The 16,437-nt window shown below is 63.5% G+C and carries 12 protein-coding genes; 10 read left to right on the top strand and 2 right to left on the bottom strand.

Annotated features, from left to right (window positions below; translation table 11 throughout):
- The 3 genes from ACKAE7_RS11200 to ACKAE7_RS11190 all read left to right on the top strand — a co-directional run.
- Nucleotides 1-825: isomerizing glutamine--fructose-6-phosphate transaminase (locus ACKAE7_RS11200; RefSeq protein ID WP_408979216.1), on the top strand; the 825-nt coding region annotated here is incomplete at its 5' end.
- A 1,184-nt stretch (nucleotides 826-2,009) separates the two neighbouring features.
- Nucleotides 2,010-3,230 carry a MinD/ParA family protein gene (locus ACKAE7_RS11195; protein WP_408979215.1) on the top strand — a complete coding sequence of 407 codons (1,221 nt, stop codon included), beginning with the start codon at nucleotides 2,010-2,012 and terminating at the stop codon, nucleotides 3,228-3,230.
- Between the two features lie 260 nt (nucleotides 3,231-3,490).
- Entirely contained in the window at nucleotides 3,491-5,641 is a 2,151-nt protein-coding gene (locus ACKAE7_RS11190; RefSeq protein WP_408979214.1) for an acyltransferase family protein, read from the top strand.
- 489 nt (nucleotides 5,642-6,130) lie between these two features.
- On the opposite strand, the gene ACKAE7_RS11185 is transcribed toward ACKAE7_RS11190, so the two are convergent.
- Both ACKAE7_RS11185 and ACKAE7_RS11180 read right to left on the bottom strand, forming a co-directional pair.
- Complete coding sequence (locus ACKAE7_RS11185; RefSeq protein ID WP_231456735.1) at nucleotides 6,131-6,508, bottom strand: Lrp/AsnC family transcriptional regulator; 378 nt, start codon at nucleotides 6,506-6,508, stop codon at nucleotides 6,131-6,133.
- A 212-nt stretch (nucleotides 6,509-6,720) separates the two neighbouring features.
- The gene (locus tag ACKAE7_RS11180; protein ID WP_408979213.1) at nucleotides 6,721-6,951 is read right to left on the bottom strand and encodes a hypothetical protein; all 231 of its coding nucleotides are present in this window, start codon (nucleotides 6,949-6,951) and stop codon (nucleotides 6,721-6,723) included.
- Nucleotides 6,952-7,454: 503 nt separating this feature from the next.
- On the opposite strand from ACKAE7_RS11180, the gene pdhA reads away from it, so the two are divergent.
- From pdhA to ACKAE7_RS11145, 7 genes are all read left to right on the top strand, one after another.
- Complete coding sequence (gene pdhA / locus ACKAE7_RS11175; protein ID WP_408979212.1) at nucleotides 7,455-8,687, top strand: pyruvate dehydrogenase (acetyl-transferring) E1 component subunit alpha; 1,233 nt, start codon at nucleotides 7,455-7,457, stop codon at nucleotides 8,685-8,687.
- Nucleotides 8,684-9,796: an alpha-ketoacid dehydrogenase subunit beta gene (locus ACKAE7_RS11170; RefSeq protein ID WP_408979211.1), complete on the top strand. Its 1,113-nt coding sequence runs from the start codon at nucleotides 8,684-8,686 to the stop codon at nucleotides 9,794-9,796. The genes pdhA and ACKAE7_RS11170 overlap by 4 nt, the downstream gene beginning before the upstream one ends.
- Nucleotides 9,797-9,798: 2 nt before the next feature.
- Nucleotides 9,799-11,340, top strand: a complete 1,542-nt coding sequence (locus ACKAE7_RS11165; RefSeq protein ID WP_408979210.1) for a dihydrolipoamide acetyltransferase family protein — start codon at nucleotides 9,799-9,801, stop codon at nucleotides 11,338-11,340.
- 803 nt (nucleotides 11,341-12,143) lie between these two features.
- The gene (locus ACKAE7_RS11160; protein WP_408979209.1) at nucleotides 12,144-13,427 is read left to right on the top strand and encodes an ABC transporter substrate-binding protein; all 1,284 of its coding nucleotides are present in this window, start codon (nucleotides 12,144-12,146) and stop codon (nucleotides 13,425-13,427) included.
- A 66-nt stretch (nucleotides 13,428-13,493) separates the two neighbouring features.
- The gene (locus ACKAE7_RS11155; RefSeq protein ID WP_013602050.1) at nucleotides 13,494-14,381 is read left to right on the top strand and encodes a carbohydrate ABC transporter permease; all 888 of its coding nucleotides are present in this window, start codon (nucleotides 13,494-13,496) and stop codon (nucleotides 14,379-14,381) included.
- A complete protein-coding gene (locus tag ACKAE7_RS11150; RefSeq protein WP_408979208.1) occupies nucleotides 14,381-15,331 on the top strand; it encodes a carbohydrate ABC transporter permease in 951 nt (316 codons plus the stop codon). Before ACKAE7_RS11155 ends, ACKAE7_RS11150 begins: the two co-directional genes overlap by 1 nt.
- Before the next feature lie 24 nt (nucleotides 15,332-15,355).
- On the top strand, nucleotides 15,356-16,408 hold the full coding sequence (locus ACKAE7_RS11145; protein WP_408979207.1) for a LacI family DNA-binding transcriptional regulator: 1,053 nt from the start codon (nucleotides 15,356-15,358) through the stop codon (nucleotides 16,406-16,408).
- Nucleotides 16,409-16,437: the final 29 nt, after the last annotated feature.

Below are 16,437 nucleotides of genomic sequence, written 5' to 3'. Positions count from 1 at the left end.
GCGAACACTTTGGTGGTGTCCATCAGCCAGTCGGGGGAGACCATGGACACCCTGATGGCTGTCCGCTACGCCCGGGAACAGGGCGCGAAAACCATCTCCATCTGCAACACCAACGGCTCCACCATCCCGCGTGAATCCGATGCCGTGCTTTACACCCATGCGGGCCCGGAGATCGCGGTGGCCTCCACCAAGGCGTTCCTGGCCCAGATCACCGCCGCGTACCTGCTGGGCCTGTATTTGGCACAGCTGCGCGGAAACATCTTTGAAGGGGAGATCAAGGACGTCCTCGCGGACCTGAACAAGATCCCGGCGAAAATCCAGAAGATCCTGGACAACGCCGGACCCTTGCGCGAACTGGCCCGGTCCATGGCCAACGAGAAGTCAGTGCTGTTCCTGGGCCGCCACGTGGGCTACCCGGTGGCGCTGGAGGGTGCACTGAAGCTGAAGGAAATCGCCTACATCCACGCCGAGGGCTTCGCCGCCGGTGAGCTCAAGCACGGCCCGATCGCGCTGATCGATGATGGCCAGCCGGTGTTCGTGGTGGTCCCGTCCCCGCGCGGTAGGGATTCCCTGCACGCCAAGGTGGTCTCCAACATCCAGGAAGTCCGCGCCCGCGGCGCCCGGACCCTGGTCATCGCCGAGGAAGGCGACGAAGCCGTGAAGGCCTACGCCGAGTACGTCTTCTACGTCCCCGAAACCCCCACGCTGCTCATGCCCCTGCTGACCACCGTCCCGCTGCAGATCTTCGCCGCGGAACTGGCCCAGGCAAAGGGCTACGACGTGGACCAGCCCCGCAACCTCGCCAAGAGCGTCACCGTCGAGTAACGGCCTGACCGGGTTCCTAGTCGTCCGAGAATTGCTAATGCCCATCGGTACAATCGAGACCAGAGGGGACGAATTGCTCGCTAGAGGTGCGGAAAAATTGTCGGAATGGTTCGAAGTCTCCTGTTGAGTATTGCCAAGATCATTGAAGGTAGGTTTTGTAGCATCGGGCATGGCAAATATCGGGGTACTTACGGCGTTCATCATCACGGCAGGAATTGCGCCAGCGAGAGCTTTGGTTTACTTTCCTACGTTCTGCTGACTCTACTTGCTGCGGCAACTGTAGTCGTCATGCTCATGGCACTGATTTGATAAAGCGTAGCCTCGCCCGATCCCTGCATTGGGCAGTGCCTTGGTAAACAAGGCGATCAACACCCGGCAATTCCAGCCGCTCGTTCGGCTTGTAGGAGCCTGCCTTTTCGCCAATGTCCCGAGTCCTATTTGAACATGAAGGGAACGTTGCGGACGCGTCCAACGGAAAAGACCAAATGTAATCCCTGGCGTGACTTGATCCCGCTCTCCAGGTATGCAACATGGCAAGGAAGTACCCTTACTTCCTTGTGTTCCCGCGGAATGCCGCTTATGGCACGCTGGCCGGAAGGGAACGAAGAGCTGGTCGGGCTTTTGGCCCTGCTTGTCAATACGTTGACGGGCGGGTAGCGTCCGAAGGGATCTGACATGGGGGATCACTGCTCACCACCGGAGGTCTGTTGTGGCTCTAACCGACTATGTCTTGGCGCTTTGCATGCTGCTGGGCACCCTGCTGCTTCCTTTTGCCGTCCTATATCAGATGCTCCGGCTCAAGCGCCGCGCCATCCGAGTTTCGGCCACCGCCGCTCCACGAGGTGGCGTCCGCTAGCTATGCCGTACGTTGACATCAATCCCCACAAAGGCCGTCCCAAGTGGCAAGGCTACGCCGTCCTAGGGATTCTCCTGATCCTCACCGCAGCCGTAGTGGCTGCCGCGCTCACCCGCACCTGAGCCGGAATTCTCGCCTCACCCCCTAAACTTATTGTTGAATCAGTGCCGCAAAACCTTTTGTCGAGACGTCCTGGGGGACAGACATGCCCGATCCGGCGGATCAAAACGAACGCGCCCAAGCAGAGAATGCAGGGCAGCCGCAGCCTCGCCGTCGCCGCGACTTACGTCGCACCGACGGCGAGCTCACGGAGGCCCGGACAGGAACCATGCCAGTAGTTACGACCACCCCTTCCGGCCAACCTGAATCCGGCGCAACGCTGACGCGGTGGACTTCTTGGGCTGAGGCGGCCGCAGCTGCCGACGCAGCAAAGCCCACCCACGTACAGGGGCCCACCCGGGGGTCTGTATCCCGGCAGTCGGCTGCGGAAGACCCTGTTACCTCCGTCCCGCATGCAATTGCTGTGGAAGTCCCGTTAGCGCCTATGGCCTCTCCTTCTGAAACTTCAGCCTTCCGCCGTGCCCGGCCCACCACAGCGGATGTCATCGCCGATACGCCTATGCCGGACTTCATCAGCTCCCCAGGTCTCTTCGTGAAGGAACAGAAGCCTAGGCCGGTCGGGGGTTTTCGCGGCGCTATCTACAACCTGACTGGCGGGGCCTGGAATGTGGGGCCCGGCGCCAAGCAGCGCCAGGAGGAAGAATTGGGGCGCCGTATCTCACGCCAACTGCAGGGCAGCTACAACACCGCTGTGTTGAGCCTCAAAGGTGGAATCGGCAAGACCTCGACCACTGTTGGGGTGGGCCTCACGCTCGCAGAGTACCGAGGCGACGCGCCCTGCGCCATCGACGCGAACCCGGATTCTGGAGACCTGGTGGAGCGGGCACTGGGGGAAGGCATCTACCAGCAGTCCAGCCCGCGCACCATCTCGGACCTGCTCCGGAACATCGACTCTATTGACTCCCTCACTGCACTCGCACGTTACATGCATCATGCCGGCCGGCTGCACCTTATCGCAGGGGAGCAGGACCCGGAGGTTTCTGACTCTCTGACCGCTGAGGAATACCTCCGGATCCGCAGACTCATTTCCGCCTACTACTCCGTGGCCCTGACGGACTGCGGGACTGGGGTTACACACAACGCTATGCGCGGGATTCTGCAGTCCGCGGACAACCTGGTAATCGCCGCTGGCTACGCAGTCAGCGGAGCTAAGCGTGCGCGCAGCACGCTGCACTGGCTGGCCAGCCATGGATACGAGGAACTGGCCCGGAACGCGATTGTAGTCATCACGGACAAGGATGAAGTCTCCTCACGGGTGGACAAGGACGCGATCGAGGAGCACCTCGCTGGCATCTGCCGTGAACTCATCGCCGTGCCCCACGACCGCGGTGTGGCCGACGGTGACCTAGTAACGTTGGACGTGCTCAAGTCTGAAACTCGCCGCGCCTACAAAGAGATCGCAGCTGCGATTGTGGACGGGTACCGGTAGAACCCCTAGCCAAGAGTGGGTCCTACTCTCGCAGTGTCGAACAGCCAGTGGTAGCTCGGGTCTGCCAAAGGACGTTCCTTAATGTGTCTAAACCAAGGCCGAGGGAATCTCCGTATTAGCAGGACATATGAGCAGAGATCGCTGATTGAACTGGCAGGTGCAATACCTATGTGGGAGTTTTTTACTTGCAGGGTTTCACCTAGCTACTTGGTGAGCGGAGGTTCGCCAATTGCACCAGGCCGCAACTCCGCCTCTAGACTATGAGCGACTCTTTCTATTTCATTTGGGGGAAAGCCGTGCCCGGCGTAACTGCGCAATCCAAGAAGGCAGATAAGAAGCCTCAAGGCCCAGATCATTTCCGATTCGACATCCAGGGTCTGCGCGCTATAGCTGTCGGTATCGTCGTGCTGTACCACGCCGGCGTGCCTTGGCTGCCTGGCGGATTCGTAGGCGTTGACGTGTTCTTCGTAATCTCCGGATTCTTGATCACGTCAGGCTTGGTGCGCGAGCTGCGTAATAAAGGCCGCATCTCTCTGATGGACTTCTACGCCCGTCGGGCCGCTAGAATCCTGCCCGCGGCAACGGTGGCCATCTTAGGCACTCTCGGGCTCGTCTTTACCCTTCTGCCCCCGACCCGCTGGGTTCAAGCTGGCAATGATGCTGCTGCAAGTGCGCTCTACTACGTTAACTGGCTTTTTGCTAATAGTGCTGTGGACTACCTTGCAAGAGACCAGGCGCCGAGCCCGTTCCAGCACTTCTGGTCATTGGCAGTGGAAGAGCAGTTCTACATAGTCTGGCCGCTGCTGCTCGTACTGGTCGGTTGGCTTGCCTACAGGTACGGGAAGAGCCGTCAGAAGGCGGTGATCATAGCCTTCGCGGTAATCGCGTTGCCATCGTTCGTCTGGTCGATCTACATGACGGCGACCAATCCCGGAGGAGCTTACTTCGCAACAACGTCGCGCATGTGGGAGCTGGCCATCGGAGCGGGGCTGGCTATTGGCGCCACAACCTTCGCGTCAGCACCGAAAGCGGTTGCTGCAGTACTAGGTTGGGCAGGCCTCGGAGCTATCGCTGCGGCGGCCATAACCTTTAATCACACAACACCCTTTCCGAGCTACACCGCTTTGCTCCCGACCCTTGGCGCGGCTGCGATCATCTGGGCCGGGCAACGGGGAGGAAGCCTAGGCCCCGCCGCCCTTCTCCAGGTCAGGCCAATGGTGTGGGTCGGAGAGTTGTCTTACTCCTTGTACCTGTGGCACTGGCCACTGCTAGTGATTGCTGCTGCAGTCATTGGCCCATTGTCTCTTTGGGGAGGCCTCGCAGTTGCTGCCCTGTCCCTGGTCCCTGCGTGGCTCAGCCTCCGATTCATTGAAAAGCCCGTTCTGGTGTGGGTTAAGGATCAGCACATGGAGGGCGCAGCGCTGAAAATTGGCGGGCTACTTTCATTGTCCGGCGTAACCGCGGCCACTCTGCTGATCGCCATAGTCCCGCCAACTCCGCCGGCCTCCAGCATCCAATTCGTGCCGAAAACCATCCAATCTGAGGGCGCGGTCGCCCCGCCCGTGGGCGCCGAAGTGCTCTTCCGTTCGCCAGGCACACCGACAGCAGTGGACTCCTTCGCCTCGATCACACCTTCCGCGTTGACGGCGTCAAAAGACGTGGCGGCCGCCAACAACTCCGACTGCACACAATCAGAACTTGGCGTCGAAGCCTTAAAATGCTCGTATGGCGACTTCAACAGCACGAAGGTTCTCGCGCTGGTAGGCGACTCGCATGCTGCAATGCTCGTTCCCGGGCTGGAGCGAGTCGCCAAGGACAACGGGTGGCGCATTGACGCATACACCAAAGGTTCCTGCCCCTTCACGAAAGCAACAGTAGTTCTGGACGGTCGTCCTTACAGCAGTTGCCGAGAATGGGCAGACAACGTTACTGTCGCGCTCGAACAGTCGCCGCCGCAGATGATTGTCTCGGCCATGAGCCGTCGATACGCGGTTGTCGATGCTAACGGCCGCATGCTCGGGACGGACGCAAGCGTCAACCCGCTTGCGGCAGGACTCAGCGAGGCCTGGCAGCCCCTCTTGGACAAAGGGGTGACGGTTGTCAGCATTAGAGACATTCCTCGACCTGACGTTCTTGTTCCCGACTGCGTCGCACAAAATGAGAGGAACCTGACCAAGTGTTCATGGAAGAAGTCGGACATACTTCCCGAGGAGTCAGCCGAGACAGTGGCCGTCACCAACACAGGCGGAGCCCACCTACTGGACCTGACGAACGCGGTATGTCCAGAGGACGTTTGTCCCGCCGTTGTAGGTGGAGTCCTTATCTACAGGGACGGAAACCATCTGACGGCCACTTACGCAGAGACGATGCACGAGCACATGGCTGCGAGCTTGATCCCACTGCTCGCCTGACCTGGGCCAGGGCGCCTCTCCCAACTCAGTCAGAGGAGAGGCGCCCTTGAGCGTTGTTTACCGAAGCCGTCCTGCATTGGGGGCCGGCTTGTCAACATAATTGAGCAGGACACGCCGGAACGGACGTCATGATGTCCGGGTGTAACCGAGGAGGTCGCGGTCAACTGCATCGAATGAGCGCCGGACAGGCCGTCTTCCGGGATGGTTGCAACTCTTCCCGTCGTTGCGACGCCGCTGCTGGCGGAAACCCAAAACTTGCCGGGCGGTGACTAAAAAGGATGATCCAGCAGGTAGGACTCCTGGCCGAACGCGTCACGCGGGAGTACCCCAGAAACGTTTAGGTCATGGGCTAGCGAGGGATCGAAGGATACTGTGCATACCTGGGGTACAGGATCTACTCGCACAAGCACCACTCATCCAGCGCCGCCCTGTTGAACGGAAGAGCAAGACTTTCGGCCTGTAATTGCGGAGTTCCGACGCAGGCGTAGATCACCGCGTATCCAGATCTTCAAACACCAGGAACGTCTGGGTATCCAGCACGCCCGGCATGGACTGGAGCTGGTCGAAGATGACACGGCGCAGGTCGATGTTGTCCACGGCGCGGACCAGCAGGATCACGTCGAAGTCGCCGCCCACCAGGGCCACGTGGTGCACCTCCGGGATGGCGCCCAGCTGGTCACGCAGTTCGCGCCACGCGTCCTGCTTCAGCTTCAGGGTCACGTAGGCGGAGGAACGCAGCCCGGCCTTGATCGGGTCCACCAGCGCGGTGAACTTTGACAGCACGCCCTCGCCCGTCAGCCGGGCGATCCGAGTGTAGGCGTGCGCCCGGGAGATGTGGACGTTCTCGGCCACCTGCGTCACGGACATGCGGCCGTCCCGGGTCAGCTCCGCAATGATCCTGCGGTCAATGTCGTCCAACGGGACAGGCTCAGTCCCGGCATCCCTCGCTGCCACGTTGCCCAAGGCCCCCGTCAGTAAGCTGGCTCACATTTACAATTCGTCTCCCAGTGTAGGGCGAATTGTCCAGCTTTTGAGCGGTTCGGGCAGCTGTGGGATACGAAACCTGACCGGAGATGCAGCTAAGAGGACGTGTGGCTCTTGGCGTCCTGAAGTTCTGCTGCCCTGCGGATGAAGTCGCAGTCGCCGGGGGAGAGGGTACTTTCACCGTGCCTGTCCTGCTCCAGCTCGGTGCCGGTGGCCTTGGCAATTGATGCCACCACCGTCCGGGGAAGGATCCTGCAGCCGGGGTTCTCCACCAGCCACTGCCGCGTCTCTGGCTCCAGCCGGTCCCACAAGTTCTCAATGCCCATCACAGCTGCCCCACCCTTTGAAATTTCCGCATGCATGGATTGGCGCCCCCGAGGAACGGGCGGCGCGTGGTTCTCCGGTCCGCGGCAGCCGCAGGAAGGCCGGCCATGGAAAATGATTCAGGGGCGGAGGGAACCGCACTGTCCCCTCCGCGTCCATCGCCGCACCATGCGCCCCCAACACGGGAAAACCCTGCCACCTGGTACGGAGTCTTCTCCCCGCCTGAGGCGTGGAAAAGATCCCTTGTGATGCAACGGAGAGACCTTTCCGTCAATCGCGTCCCCCCGAGTGTGGTCCCCATGCGGATAGGGGTCAAGGGCCTTCCGTCCCTAGCCGATCAGCCAATTTGTCCACCGTACCTATCCGTAATCTGGCTTACACTGTCAAATCGTCTTCCAAAAGCGGCGTTACTGAGCAGCTTCTCCACGATTCCCTCAGGTGGTGGATACGAAACCGGCCACAGGACGATACTGGGAAGGAATAGTGGCAACAGAAGGACGGAACAATGACGATCTCCGCAGACCACACCGCGCACCCGGAGCCAGCCAGCCAGGCGCCCGCCGAGGACGCCCTCTCCGAGGCAGCGAAGAAGTTCGGCATCACCGCCGAGGACTACATGCTCCCCGCCCGGCACCAGATCGAGATGGTGGACCCGGACGGCCGGCTCAAGCCCCAGGGTGAGCAGGGCACCGAACCCGGCCACGAATACCCCCTGCCCGGTGATGAGGAACTGCTGGCCGCGTACGAGCAGCTCGTCGTCGGACGCCGCGTCAATGACCAGAACTCCGCCCTGGTCCGGCAGGGCCGCATGGCCGTGTACCCCTCCAGCCACGGCCAGGAGGCCTGCCAGGTGGCCGCCGCCCTGTGCCTCTCCGAAGGCGACTGGATGTTCCCCACCTACCGCGACGCCGTCGCCGTGATGACGCGCGGCGTGGACCCCGTGCAGGTGATGACCATTTTCCGCGGCGACTGGCACGGCGGGTTCGATCCCCTCCAGCACAAGGTGGGCATCCAGTGCACCCCGCTCACCACCCAGCTGCTGCACGCCGTGGGCGTGGCGCACGCCGCCAAGCTCCGCGGCGAGGACACCGTGGTGCTGGCCATGTGCGGCGACGGCGCCACCAGCGAAGGCGACTTCCACGAGGCCCTGAACTTCGCCGCCGTCTTCCACCTGCCCGTGATCTTCTTCGTCCAGAACAACAAGTACGCCATCTCGGTGCCGCTGGCACACCAGTCCGTGGCGCCGTCGCTCGCGCACAAGGCCGTGGGCTACGGCATGGCCGGCGAACGCGTGGACGGCAACGACGTCGTGGCCCTCCTCGCCGTCCTGGACCGCGCCGTGAAACTCGCCAGGGAAGGCTCCGGCCCCCTGCTGGTGGAAGCCAACACCTACCGCATGCAGGCCCACACCAACGCCGACGACGACACGCGGTACCGGGAAAGCTCTGAGGTTGCGGAGTGGCGGGCGAAGGACCCGGTGAACCGGATGCGGACCTATCTCACGGACCGCGGTTTATTGGACGACGACGGCGAGGCGCGGATCCGCGAGAAGGCGGAAGCGGTTGCCACGCAGCTGCGCGACGGGCTCAGCGAGGACGTGCCCGTGGACCCGCAGGAGCTCTTCCGGCACGTGTTCGAAAAGACCACGCCGCAGCTGAAGGAACAGTCCGCCCTGCTCGCCGACGAACTCGCCCGCGACGCAGCATCCACCTCTGATTCGAAGGAGGCCGGCAAGTGAGCCCCACCATCACCACCTCCTCCGAGGCCAACGGCAACGTTTCCGCTGCCACCGCCCGGGCGGCAGCCTCCGCCGCTGCCTTGTCTGAGGCTGCAGGCCCGCAGCCGGTCACCATGGCCAAGGCCCTGAACACTGCTTTGGCCGATGCCATGCACGCCGACCCCTCCGTCCTGGTGTTCGGCGAGGACGTCGGGATGCTCGGCGGCGTGTTCCGCATCACCGACGGACTTACCGCCACGTTCGGGGAGCAGCGCTGCTTCGACACCCCGCTGGCCGAGTCCGGCATTGTGGGCATGGCCGTGGGCATGGCCATCAACGGCATGCGCCCGGTGATCGAGATGCAGTTCGACGCGTTCGCCTACCCCGCGTTCGAGCAGATCATCAGCCACGTGGCCAAGATGCACAACCGCACCAAGGGCGCCGTGAAGCTGCCCATGGTGATCCGGGTCCCCTACGGCGGCGGAATCGGGGGAGTGGAGCACCACTGCGACTCCTCCGAGTCCTACTACGCCCACACCGCCGGCCTGAAGGTGTTCACCCCCGCCACCGTGGCGGACGGGTACCGGATGCTCCGCGAAGCCATCGACTCGGACGATCCCGTCATCTTCATGGAGCCCAAGAAGCTCTACTGGTCCAAGGACCAGGTGGACCTTGCCGAGCTGCGGAATGCCCACTCTGCTGCTGCTTCGGCGGGGCAGTCTTCTGAGGGGCGTGCCGCCGTCGCCCGCCCCGGCACCGACGCCACGCTCATCGCCTACGGCCCGTCCGTCCCCACCGCGCTCGCCGCCGCCGAGGCCGCCGCGCTGGAAGGGCGCTCGCTGGAAGTCATCGACGTGCGCACCATTGTCCCGTTCGACGACGCCACGGTGTGCGAGTCCGTGCGGAAGACCGGCCGGGCCGTGGTGATCGCCGAAGCCCACGGCTTCGCCTCCGTGTCCTCCGAGATCGTGGCCCGGGTCCAGGAGCGCTGCTTCCACCACCTGGCCGCCCCCATCCGCCGCGTCACCGGGTTCGACATCCCCTACCCGGCGCCCAAGCTTGAGAAGTACTACCTGCCCGGCGTGGACCGCATCCTCGACGCCGTTGACGACCTTCAGTGGGAGAACTGACCATGAGTGAAACACGCGTGTTTTTGTTGCCGGACCTGGGCGAGGGCCTCACCGAAGCCGAACTGGTGTCCTGGCACGTTGCCGTGGGCGACACGATCTCCGTGGACCAGCCCATCGCCGAGGTGGAGACCGCCAAGTCCACCGTGGAGGTGCCTTCTCCCTACGCCGGGATCGTGGCCGAGCTGCACGGGCAGCCGGGCGAGACCCTGGATGTGGGGAAGCCGCTGATTTCGGTGACGCCTGTTTCTGTTGGTGGGCCTGCCGCGGATGCTGCCGCCCCTGCCGAGCCGGAGACGGAGCCTGCCGAGACCGAACTGGGCGACGCCTTAGATGAGCCCGCCGGCACCCCTGCCCAGGCCGAAGCGGAGGCCTACCGCGAAGAAGAGAAGGCCGGGTCCGGCAACGTCCTGATCGGGTACGGCACTCCGGGCGGCCACGGCGTTGCTCGGCGCACCCGGGCGCGGAAGTCTCCTGCAGCCTCCGGCTCCGGGTCCGTCAGCACCCTTCCGCTGGAGGATGGGGCGGCCGACGTCGGCACTGCAGCGGATGCCGACGTGGACCTTTCGCTCCTGCGCACCAGGGTCCCCGGGCGGCTCGGCGCGGTGATCTCTCCGCTGGTCCGGCGCATGGCCCGGGAGCACGGCGTGGACCTCGGCGAACTCCCCGGCTCCGGCGAGGGCGGCCTGATCATGCGCCGCGACGTGGAAGCCGCCATCAGCACCCCGCAGGTGGAGGCCCGGACAATAGCTGAGCCCCGTCCTGTGGCTGCGCCGGCCCCTGTGGCTGAACCGGCCGAACCCCGTCCGTCTGAAGCCCAGGGCATCGACGCCCGGACGGGATTGCCGATCTCCGCCCGGACCCCGGTCAAGGGCGTGCGGAAGGTTGTTGCCACCACCATGGCCCGCAGCCGCTCCGAAATACCGGAGGCAACGGTCTGGGTGGATGTGGACGCCACCGGGCTGATGGAACTGCGTGGGGAACTCAAGTCCGGCGGCGCCCAGGTGCCGGGCCTGCTCGCGTTCATCGCACGATTTGTCACAGCCGGGCTAAAAAAATACCCGGAGCTGAACACGCGCATCGAAACCGCGGAGGACGGCTCGCAGGAGATCGTCTCGTTCGACGGCATCAACCTCGGGATCGCCGCCCAGACCGACCGCGGCCTCGTGGTCCCGTCCGTCCGCGCCGCAGAAAAGCTGACCGCCCGCGAACTGGACGCCGAGATCCGCCGGCTCACCGACGTCGCACGCCAGGGCAAGGCGACCCCTACGGAACTGGGCAGCGGCACGTTCACGCTCAACAACTACGGGGTGTTCGGCGTGGACGGCTCCGCGGCGATCATCAACCACCCGGAGGTGGCCATCCTGGGCGTGGGCCGGATCATCGACAAGCCGTGGGTGGTCAACGGAGAGCTGGCCGTCCGCAAGGTCACCGAGCTGACCCTGACCTTCGACCACCGCGTCTGCGACGGAGGCACCGCAGCGGGCTTCCTCCGCTTCGTAGCCGACGCAATAGAAAACCCAAAAGCCCTCCTAGTCGACCTCTAACCCAAACCCCCCATCCCCACCCCACCCACCCCACCTCAACCGACGCTCTCTCACTTATTACCGATAATTCCCAAACCCTCTATCACTTAATCCCGGTTTTACGGACACGCTCTCTCCTTTGATGTCGGTTTTCCGGAAACCCTCTATCACTTGATGTGGGTCTACCTGGAACCCTCTATCACCCGTTTTCGACGCGCATACGTTTTACCGACGCGCAGAGACGGTGGCGCTACCCGGATATGGGCCGCGCCATCCTCTTTGCGCGTCGAAGGCGCATGCGCGTCGCCCCTCGTCTGGAGTTTTTGTCCAGAAACGGAGGGTTGCTGGCTTAAGAAGTCTTCATATCTGGACAAAAACTCACCTGGGGGAGAGTGAGGAAACGCGTACGACGGCGGCCGCGTGCCGCCGTCGTGCCTTCCGTTGTTATTCGACGCGATTAAGTTTTGCCGATTCCCAAAAAGGCTGGCGCACCCCAAATATGGGCCGCGCCAGCCTTTTTGTGCGTCAAATGTGCTGTGCGCGCGGACTAGGCTCATCCGCAATGCGAGCCGCACGGCTGAGGGCGGCCGGCCATCGCAGCAGGCCAGTACTTTGCCAAAGTTGCCAAAACGATTCGTCAATAGGAATCAGGCCTCACGCTAAGGCCGGTATACATAAACCGTCAATAGAAAAAACTCTTCAAAGTGATGCTTGACACGTGCATGACAGCGGCCCTAACGTAAGTGCCAAGTCGTTTTGGCAAAACGATTTTTCACCCTGATCATTCTCATCCTTTCCGTTCGAGAGAAAGTGAGTCGACAGCGATGTCCACTCGTAAATACATCAGCAGGCTCGCCATCGGCGGCATCTGCACCGCCGTCGCACTGGCCGCCTCCGCGTGCGGCGCCGGGGGCCCCGCCAGCAGCACATCAGGAACAGCCGGCACCAACACAGTCAACGTCCTGGTGGAAGCCGGCGGCCACGCCGAGCTCACCGGCGTTGCCGAACAGTGCAAGAAGGACGCCGGCGTTGGCGTCAACTTCGTGGAACTGCCCTACGACGGCATGTTCAACCGGCTCTCCAGCGAGTTCTCCTCCGGCGCCGTCTCCTTTGACGTCGCAGCACTGGATTCCGTCTGGCTCCCCAGCTTCAAGGACGCCCTCCAGCCCATCGACGAAATTTTCACCGACGAGGCCAAGAAGGACATCTTCCCCTCCCTCGTCAAGGAAGCGAACGTTGACGGGCACTTCATCGGCCTGCCAGCGTGGACCAACGCCGAGATCATCCTCTACCGCAAAGACCTCTTCGAGGACGCCAAGAACAAGGCCGATTTCCAGGCCAAGTACGGCTATGAACTTGCTGCCCCCACTACTTGGAAGCAGTACCAGGACATCTCCGAGTTCTTCACCAAGGACGGCATGTACGGCACCGACGTCAAGGGCGGCGTGGAAACCGAATGGCTGGCCCACGTCCTGCAGGCCGGCGGACCGATGATCCTGGACGAGAACAACAAGGTTGTCATCGACAACGCCGCCCACAAGGAAGCGCTGGACTTCTACGTCAGCCTCACCAAGTCCGCGCCCGCCGGCGCCGCGCAGGTGGACTGGGCTGCCGCGCAGAACCTGTTCAATCAGGGCCAGACCGCCATGACCCGTTTCTGGGCCCACGCCTACCGGCAGATCCCCAAGGATTCACCAGTTGCCGGCAAGGTGGGCACCGCCCCCATGATCGCCGGTTCCGCCGGCGTCGGCGGCGTCCCCGGTCCCTGGTACCTCACGGTTCCCAAGGCCACCAAGAACACAGAGGCCGCCAAGAAGTTCGTCCAGTGCGCCTATGACCACAACAGTATGGGCATCGAATCCAGCCTGGGCCTGGCCTCGCGGATCTCCGCCTTTGAGGAGTACCAGGACAAGGAAGGCTACGAAAGCTTCGGTCCGCTGATCGAAACCCTCAACGGTGAGGCCACCGCCACCCGCCCGGCCACGGAGAAGTGGCAGCAGATCGTGGACACCGTCCTGGTCCCCATGCTGCAGAAGGCCGTGGCCGGCGGTGACTCCGCAACGCTGCTCGCTGAGGCCCAGAAGCAGATCGAGGACCTCCTCAAGTAAGACCCCCGCGGCCGGCACCTGGATCACCGGTGCCGGCCGCGGCCCCAACCAGCGGAAGAGAAAACCGTGCGCATTTCCGATCGCCGCTTCGCATTGTTCCTGATGACCCCAGCGGCGCTGTTCCTGGCAGTATTCGTGGCCTTCCCGCTGTTCCGCCTGGTGGCGGACAGCTTCTTCAAAATCTCCCCGATCGCCGGCGGTCCCCGCGACTTCGTGGGCCTGGACAACTACTTCCGGGCCTTCGCCTCCGAGGCCTTCACCGGCGCCGGGTGGCGGACCCTGGCCTACACCCTGGTTGTGGTCACCCTCGAGTTCGCGCTTGGCCTGGGCATGGCCCTGCTGTTCACCATGCTGGGCCGCAGTTCCCAGATCTGGCGGACCGTATTCATGTACCCCCTGATGATCGCCCCGATCGTGGCAGGCCTGTTGTGGAAGTTCCTGATGATCGACAACTTCGGCCTCATCGGGACCCTCCTGCACCAGGCCGGCATCCTGTCCAACCCCAACCAGATCGGCTGGCTTTCGGACCCGAACATCGTGCTGTACTCCGTCGCCATCCCGGACATCTGGCTGACCACCTCCTTTATGTGTTTGGTCCTCTTCGCGGGGCTGCAGAACATCCCGGGGGACCTGATCGAGGCGGCGCGGCTTGACGGTGCACGCGCCCCGGCCATGCTGTTCCGCATCATCCTCCCGCTGCTCCGCCCCGTCATCGCCGTGGCCCTGGTGGTCCGCGGAATCGACGCGGCAAGGGCCTTCGACACCATCCTGATCCAAACCAATGGCGGCCCACAGTCCGCCTCGGAAACCATGAGCCTGCTGATCTACCGCACCATGATCCGCTTCGGCGATCCCGGCCTGGCAAGCGCCATGGGCACCATCTACCTGCTGGCCATGCTCGCCGTCGCATTCTTCGCGGTGGCCACCATCTGGCGGCCAGGAAAGGACACCTGATGCGCGTCGCAGAAAAAACAACGCACGACGCCGGGGCCTCCGCTACGGCGGCCGCGGCACCTTCCGCACCTCCCGCCGTCGTCCGTCCCCGTAGGCGCCGCGGCGTGAACCGGGAAGGCCTGGAAGCAGGCCGGCGCGGCACCCGGACCCTGCTGTGGATCCTCCTCGCCGCGGCGATGGTGCTCTACGGTTTCCCGTTCCTGTACCTGCTGTTTACGTCCTTCAAGACGCCGATCGACACCATCGCCGTGCCGCCCACCATCCTTCCCCGGGAATGGACGCTGGAGAATTACACCAACGCGCTGGGCCGCAACGGGGTCCTGGCCTCCTTCATCAACAGCATCCAGACGGCCATCATCAGCACCCTGCTTTCGCTGGTGCTGGCGGTACCGGCGGCTTACGGCATCACCCGGTACAAAACCCTCAGCGGCAGGATCTTCATCATGGCCGCCCTGGTGACCCGCATGGTGCCCCCGGTGGCGATCGGCATTCCGCTGGCTTCGATGATGGCATCCATGGGGCTGTCCGATACTCCGATCGCGCTGTCCATTGCCCACACCACCATCTCGCTGCCGCTCTCCATCTGGCTGATGGCCAGCTTCTTCGAGGCGGTGCCCAAGGACCTGGAGGAAGCCGCCACCGTGGATGGCTGCAGCAGGCTGGGGGCCCTGTGGCGGGTGGTGATCCCGGTGGTGTCCGGCGGCATCGCGGTCACCGCGATCTTCGCCTTCCTGGCCTCGTGGAACGAATTCCTCTTCGCGCTCCTGATGACGGCCATCCGCTCCCAGACAACGCCCGTGGTGATCGCCAACTTCCAGACGCAGTTCGGCCTGGACTGGGGATCGATGACGGCACTGGCAGCCGTGTACTCCATCCCGGTCATCCTTCTTACCCTGCTCCTGCAGCGCAAGATCGTGGCCGGCATGACGCTCGGCGCGGTCAAGGGCTGAACCACCAACAACAGAACGAAGAAGATGAGCAACAGGAACATCGGCATCAAGGACGTGGCTGTGGCCGCGGGCGTCTCAGTAACAACTGTGTCCCACGTCCTGAATGAGGTTGCCTACGCCCGAGTCAGTCCCGAAACCCGGGACAAGGTCCGGTCCGCTGCCGAGGAGCTGGGTTATGGCCCCAACCGTCTGGCCCAGGCCTTGCGTACGCAGCGGACCGGGATGCTGGGGCTGGTGAGCGAGGACATCGCCACCACGCCCCACGCAGGCCGGATCATCCTCGGTGCTGACGAGGCCGCCAAAGCCCGCGGCTACAACCTCATGATCATCAACACCTCCGGCTCGGCCAGCCTGGAATCCCGGCAGGCAGACATCGAGGCCCTCCTGGAACGCCGGGTGGACGGCATCCTCTACGCCACCATGTACCACCGCAACGTGGAGCTGCCGGCCAACCTCGGCAGCGTGCCCTCGGTCCTGGTGGACTCGGTGGCCACCGGGGGAAGGATCACAGCTGTGATCCCGGACGAGGAAGGCGGAGCGCGGGCGGCCGTTGGCGCGCTCCTCGACGCCGGCCACACCCGGGTGGGCTTCCTCAACAACACCGATGACGTCCCCGCAACCCGCCAGCGGCTCCAGGCCTTCCGGGCGGCGCTGACGGAAGCAGGGCTCGACGGCGACGCGGCACCTGTGGAGTCAGAGGTCTCCGAGGTGGACGGCGGCTACGCGGCGGCCCTGCGGATCCTGTCACCCAGGGACCGTGCCGATATGCCGACGGCATTGTTCTGCTACAACGACCGGATGGCCATGGGAGCGTACCGTGCCGCTGCGGAGCTGGGGCTCAGCATCCCGGGCGACCTCTCCGTGGTGGGCTTCGATGACCAGGAACTGATTGCCGCCAACATGAACCCGGGCCTCACCACCGTTGCCCTGCCCCACTACGAGATGGGTGCCTGGGCCACCGAGCACCTGATTGACGCCGTCGAGGGAAAGACCGATCTTGCCCTCATGGCACTTCACCCGACCATCCTGGGCTGCCCCCTGGTGCGCCGCGATTCCATCGCAGCTCCCCGGCGCTGACCGCCAGTCCCTTCCACTCCCAAGAGGAA

Origin of the sequence: Pseudarthrobacter sp. NKDBFgelt, from assembly GCF_046097905.1 — a bacterium.
GTDB lineage: Bacteria > Actinomycetota > Actinomycetes > Actinomycetales > Micrococcaceae > Arthrobacter > Arthrobacter polychromogenes.
The sequence above is the reverse complement of the archived record's forward strand: the minus strand, read 5'-3'. Positions and strand labels throughout refer to the sequence as shown.

What these genes read in the sequence shown, in the direction of transcription:
- ACKAE7_RS11150 (WP_408979208.1), top strand. Translation starts at nt 14,381, where the DNA reads ATGCGCGTCGCAGAAAAAACAACGCACGACGCCGGGGCCTCCGCTACG.
- ACKAE7_RS11145 (WP_408979207.1), top strand. Translation starts at nt 15,356, where the DNA reads ATGAGCAACAGGAACATCGGCATCAAGGACGTGGCTGTGGCCGCGGGC.
- ACKAE7_RS11185 (WP_231456735.1), bottom strand. Translation starts at nt 6,508, where the DNA reads ATGTCCGTGACGCAGGTGGCCGAGAACGTCCACATCTCCCGGGCGCAC.
- ACKAE7_RS11160 (WP_408979209.1), top strand. Translation starts at nt 12,144, where the DNA reads ATGTCCACTCGTAAATACATCAGCAGGCTCGCCATCGGCGGCATCTGC.
- ACKAE7_RS11180 (WP_408979213.1), bottom strand. Translation starts at nt 6,951, where the DNA reads ATGGGCATTGAGAACTTGTGGGACCGGCTGGAGCCAGAGACGCGGCAG.
- pdhA (WP_408979212.1), top strand. Translation starts at nt 7,455, where the DNA reads ATGACGATCTCCGCAGACCACACCGCGCACCCGGAGCCAGCCAGCCAG.
- ACKAE7_RS11195 (WP_408979215.1), top strand. Translation starts at nt 2,010, where the DNA reads ATGCCAGTAGTTACGACCACCCCTTCCGGCCAACCTGAATCCGGCGCA.
- ACKAE7_RS11190 (WP_408979214.1), top strand. Translation starts at nt 3,491, where the DNA reads ATGAGCGACTCTTTCTATTTCATTTGGGGGAAAGCCGTGCCCGGCGTA.
- ACKAE7_RS11165 (WP_408979210.1), top strand. Translation starts at nt 9,799, where the DNA reads ATGAGTGAAACACGCGTGTTTTTGTTGCCGGACCTGGGCGAGGGCCTC.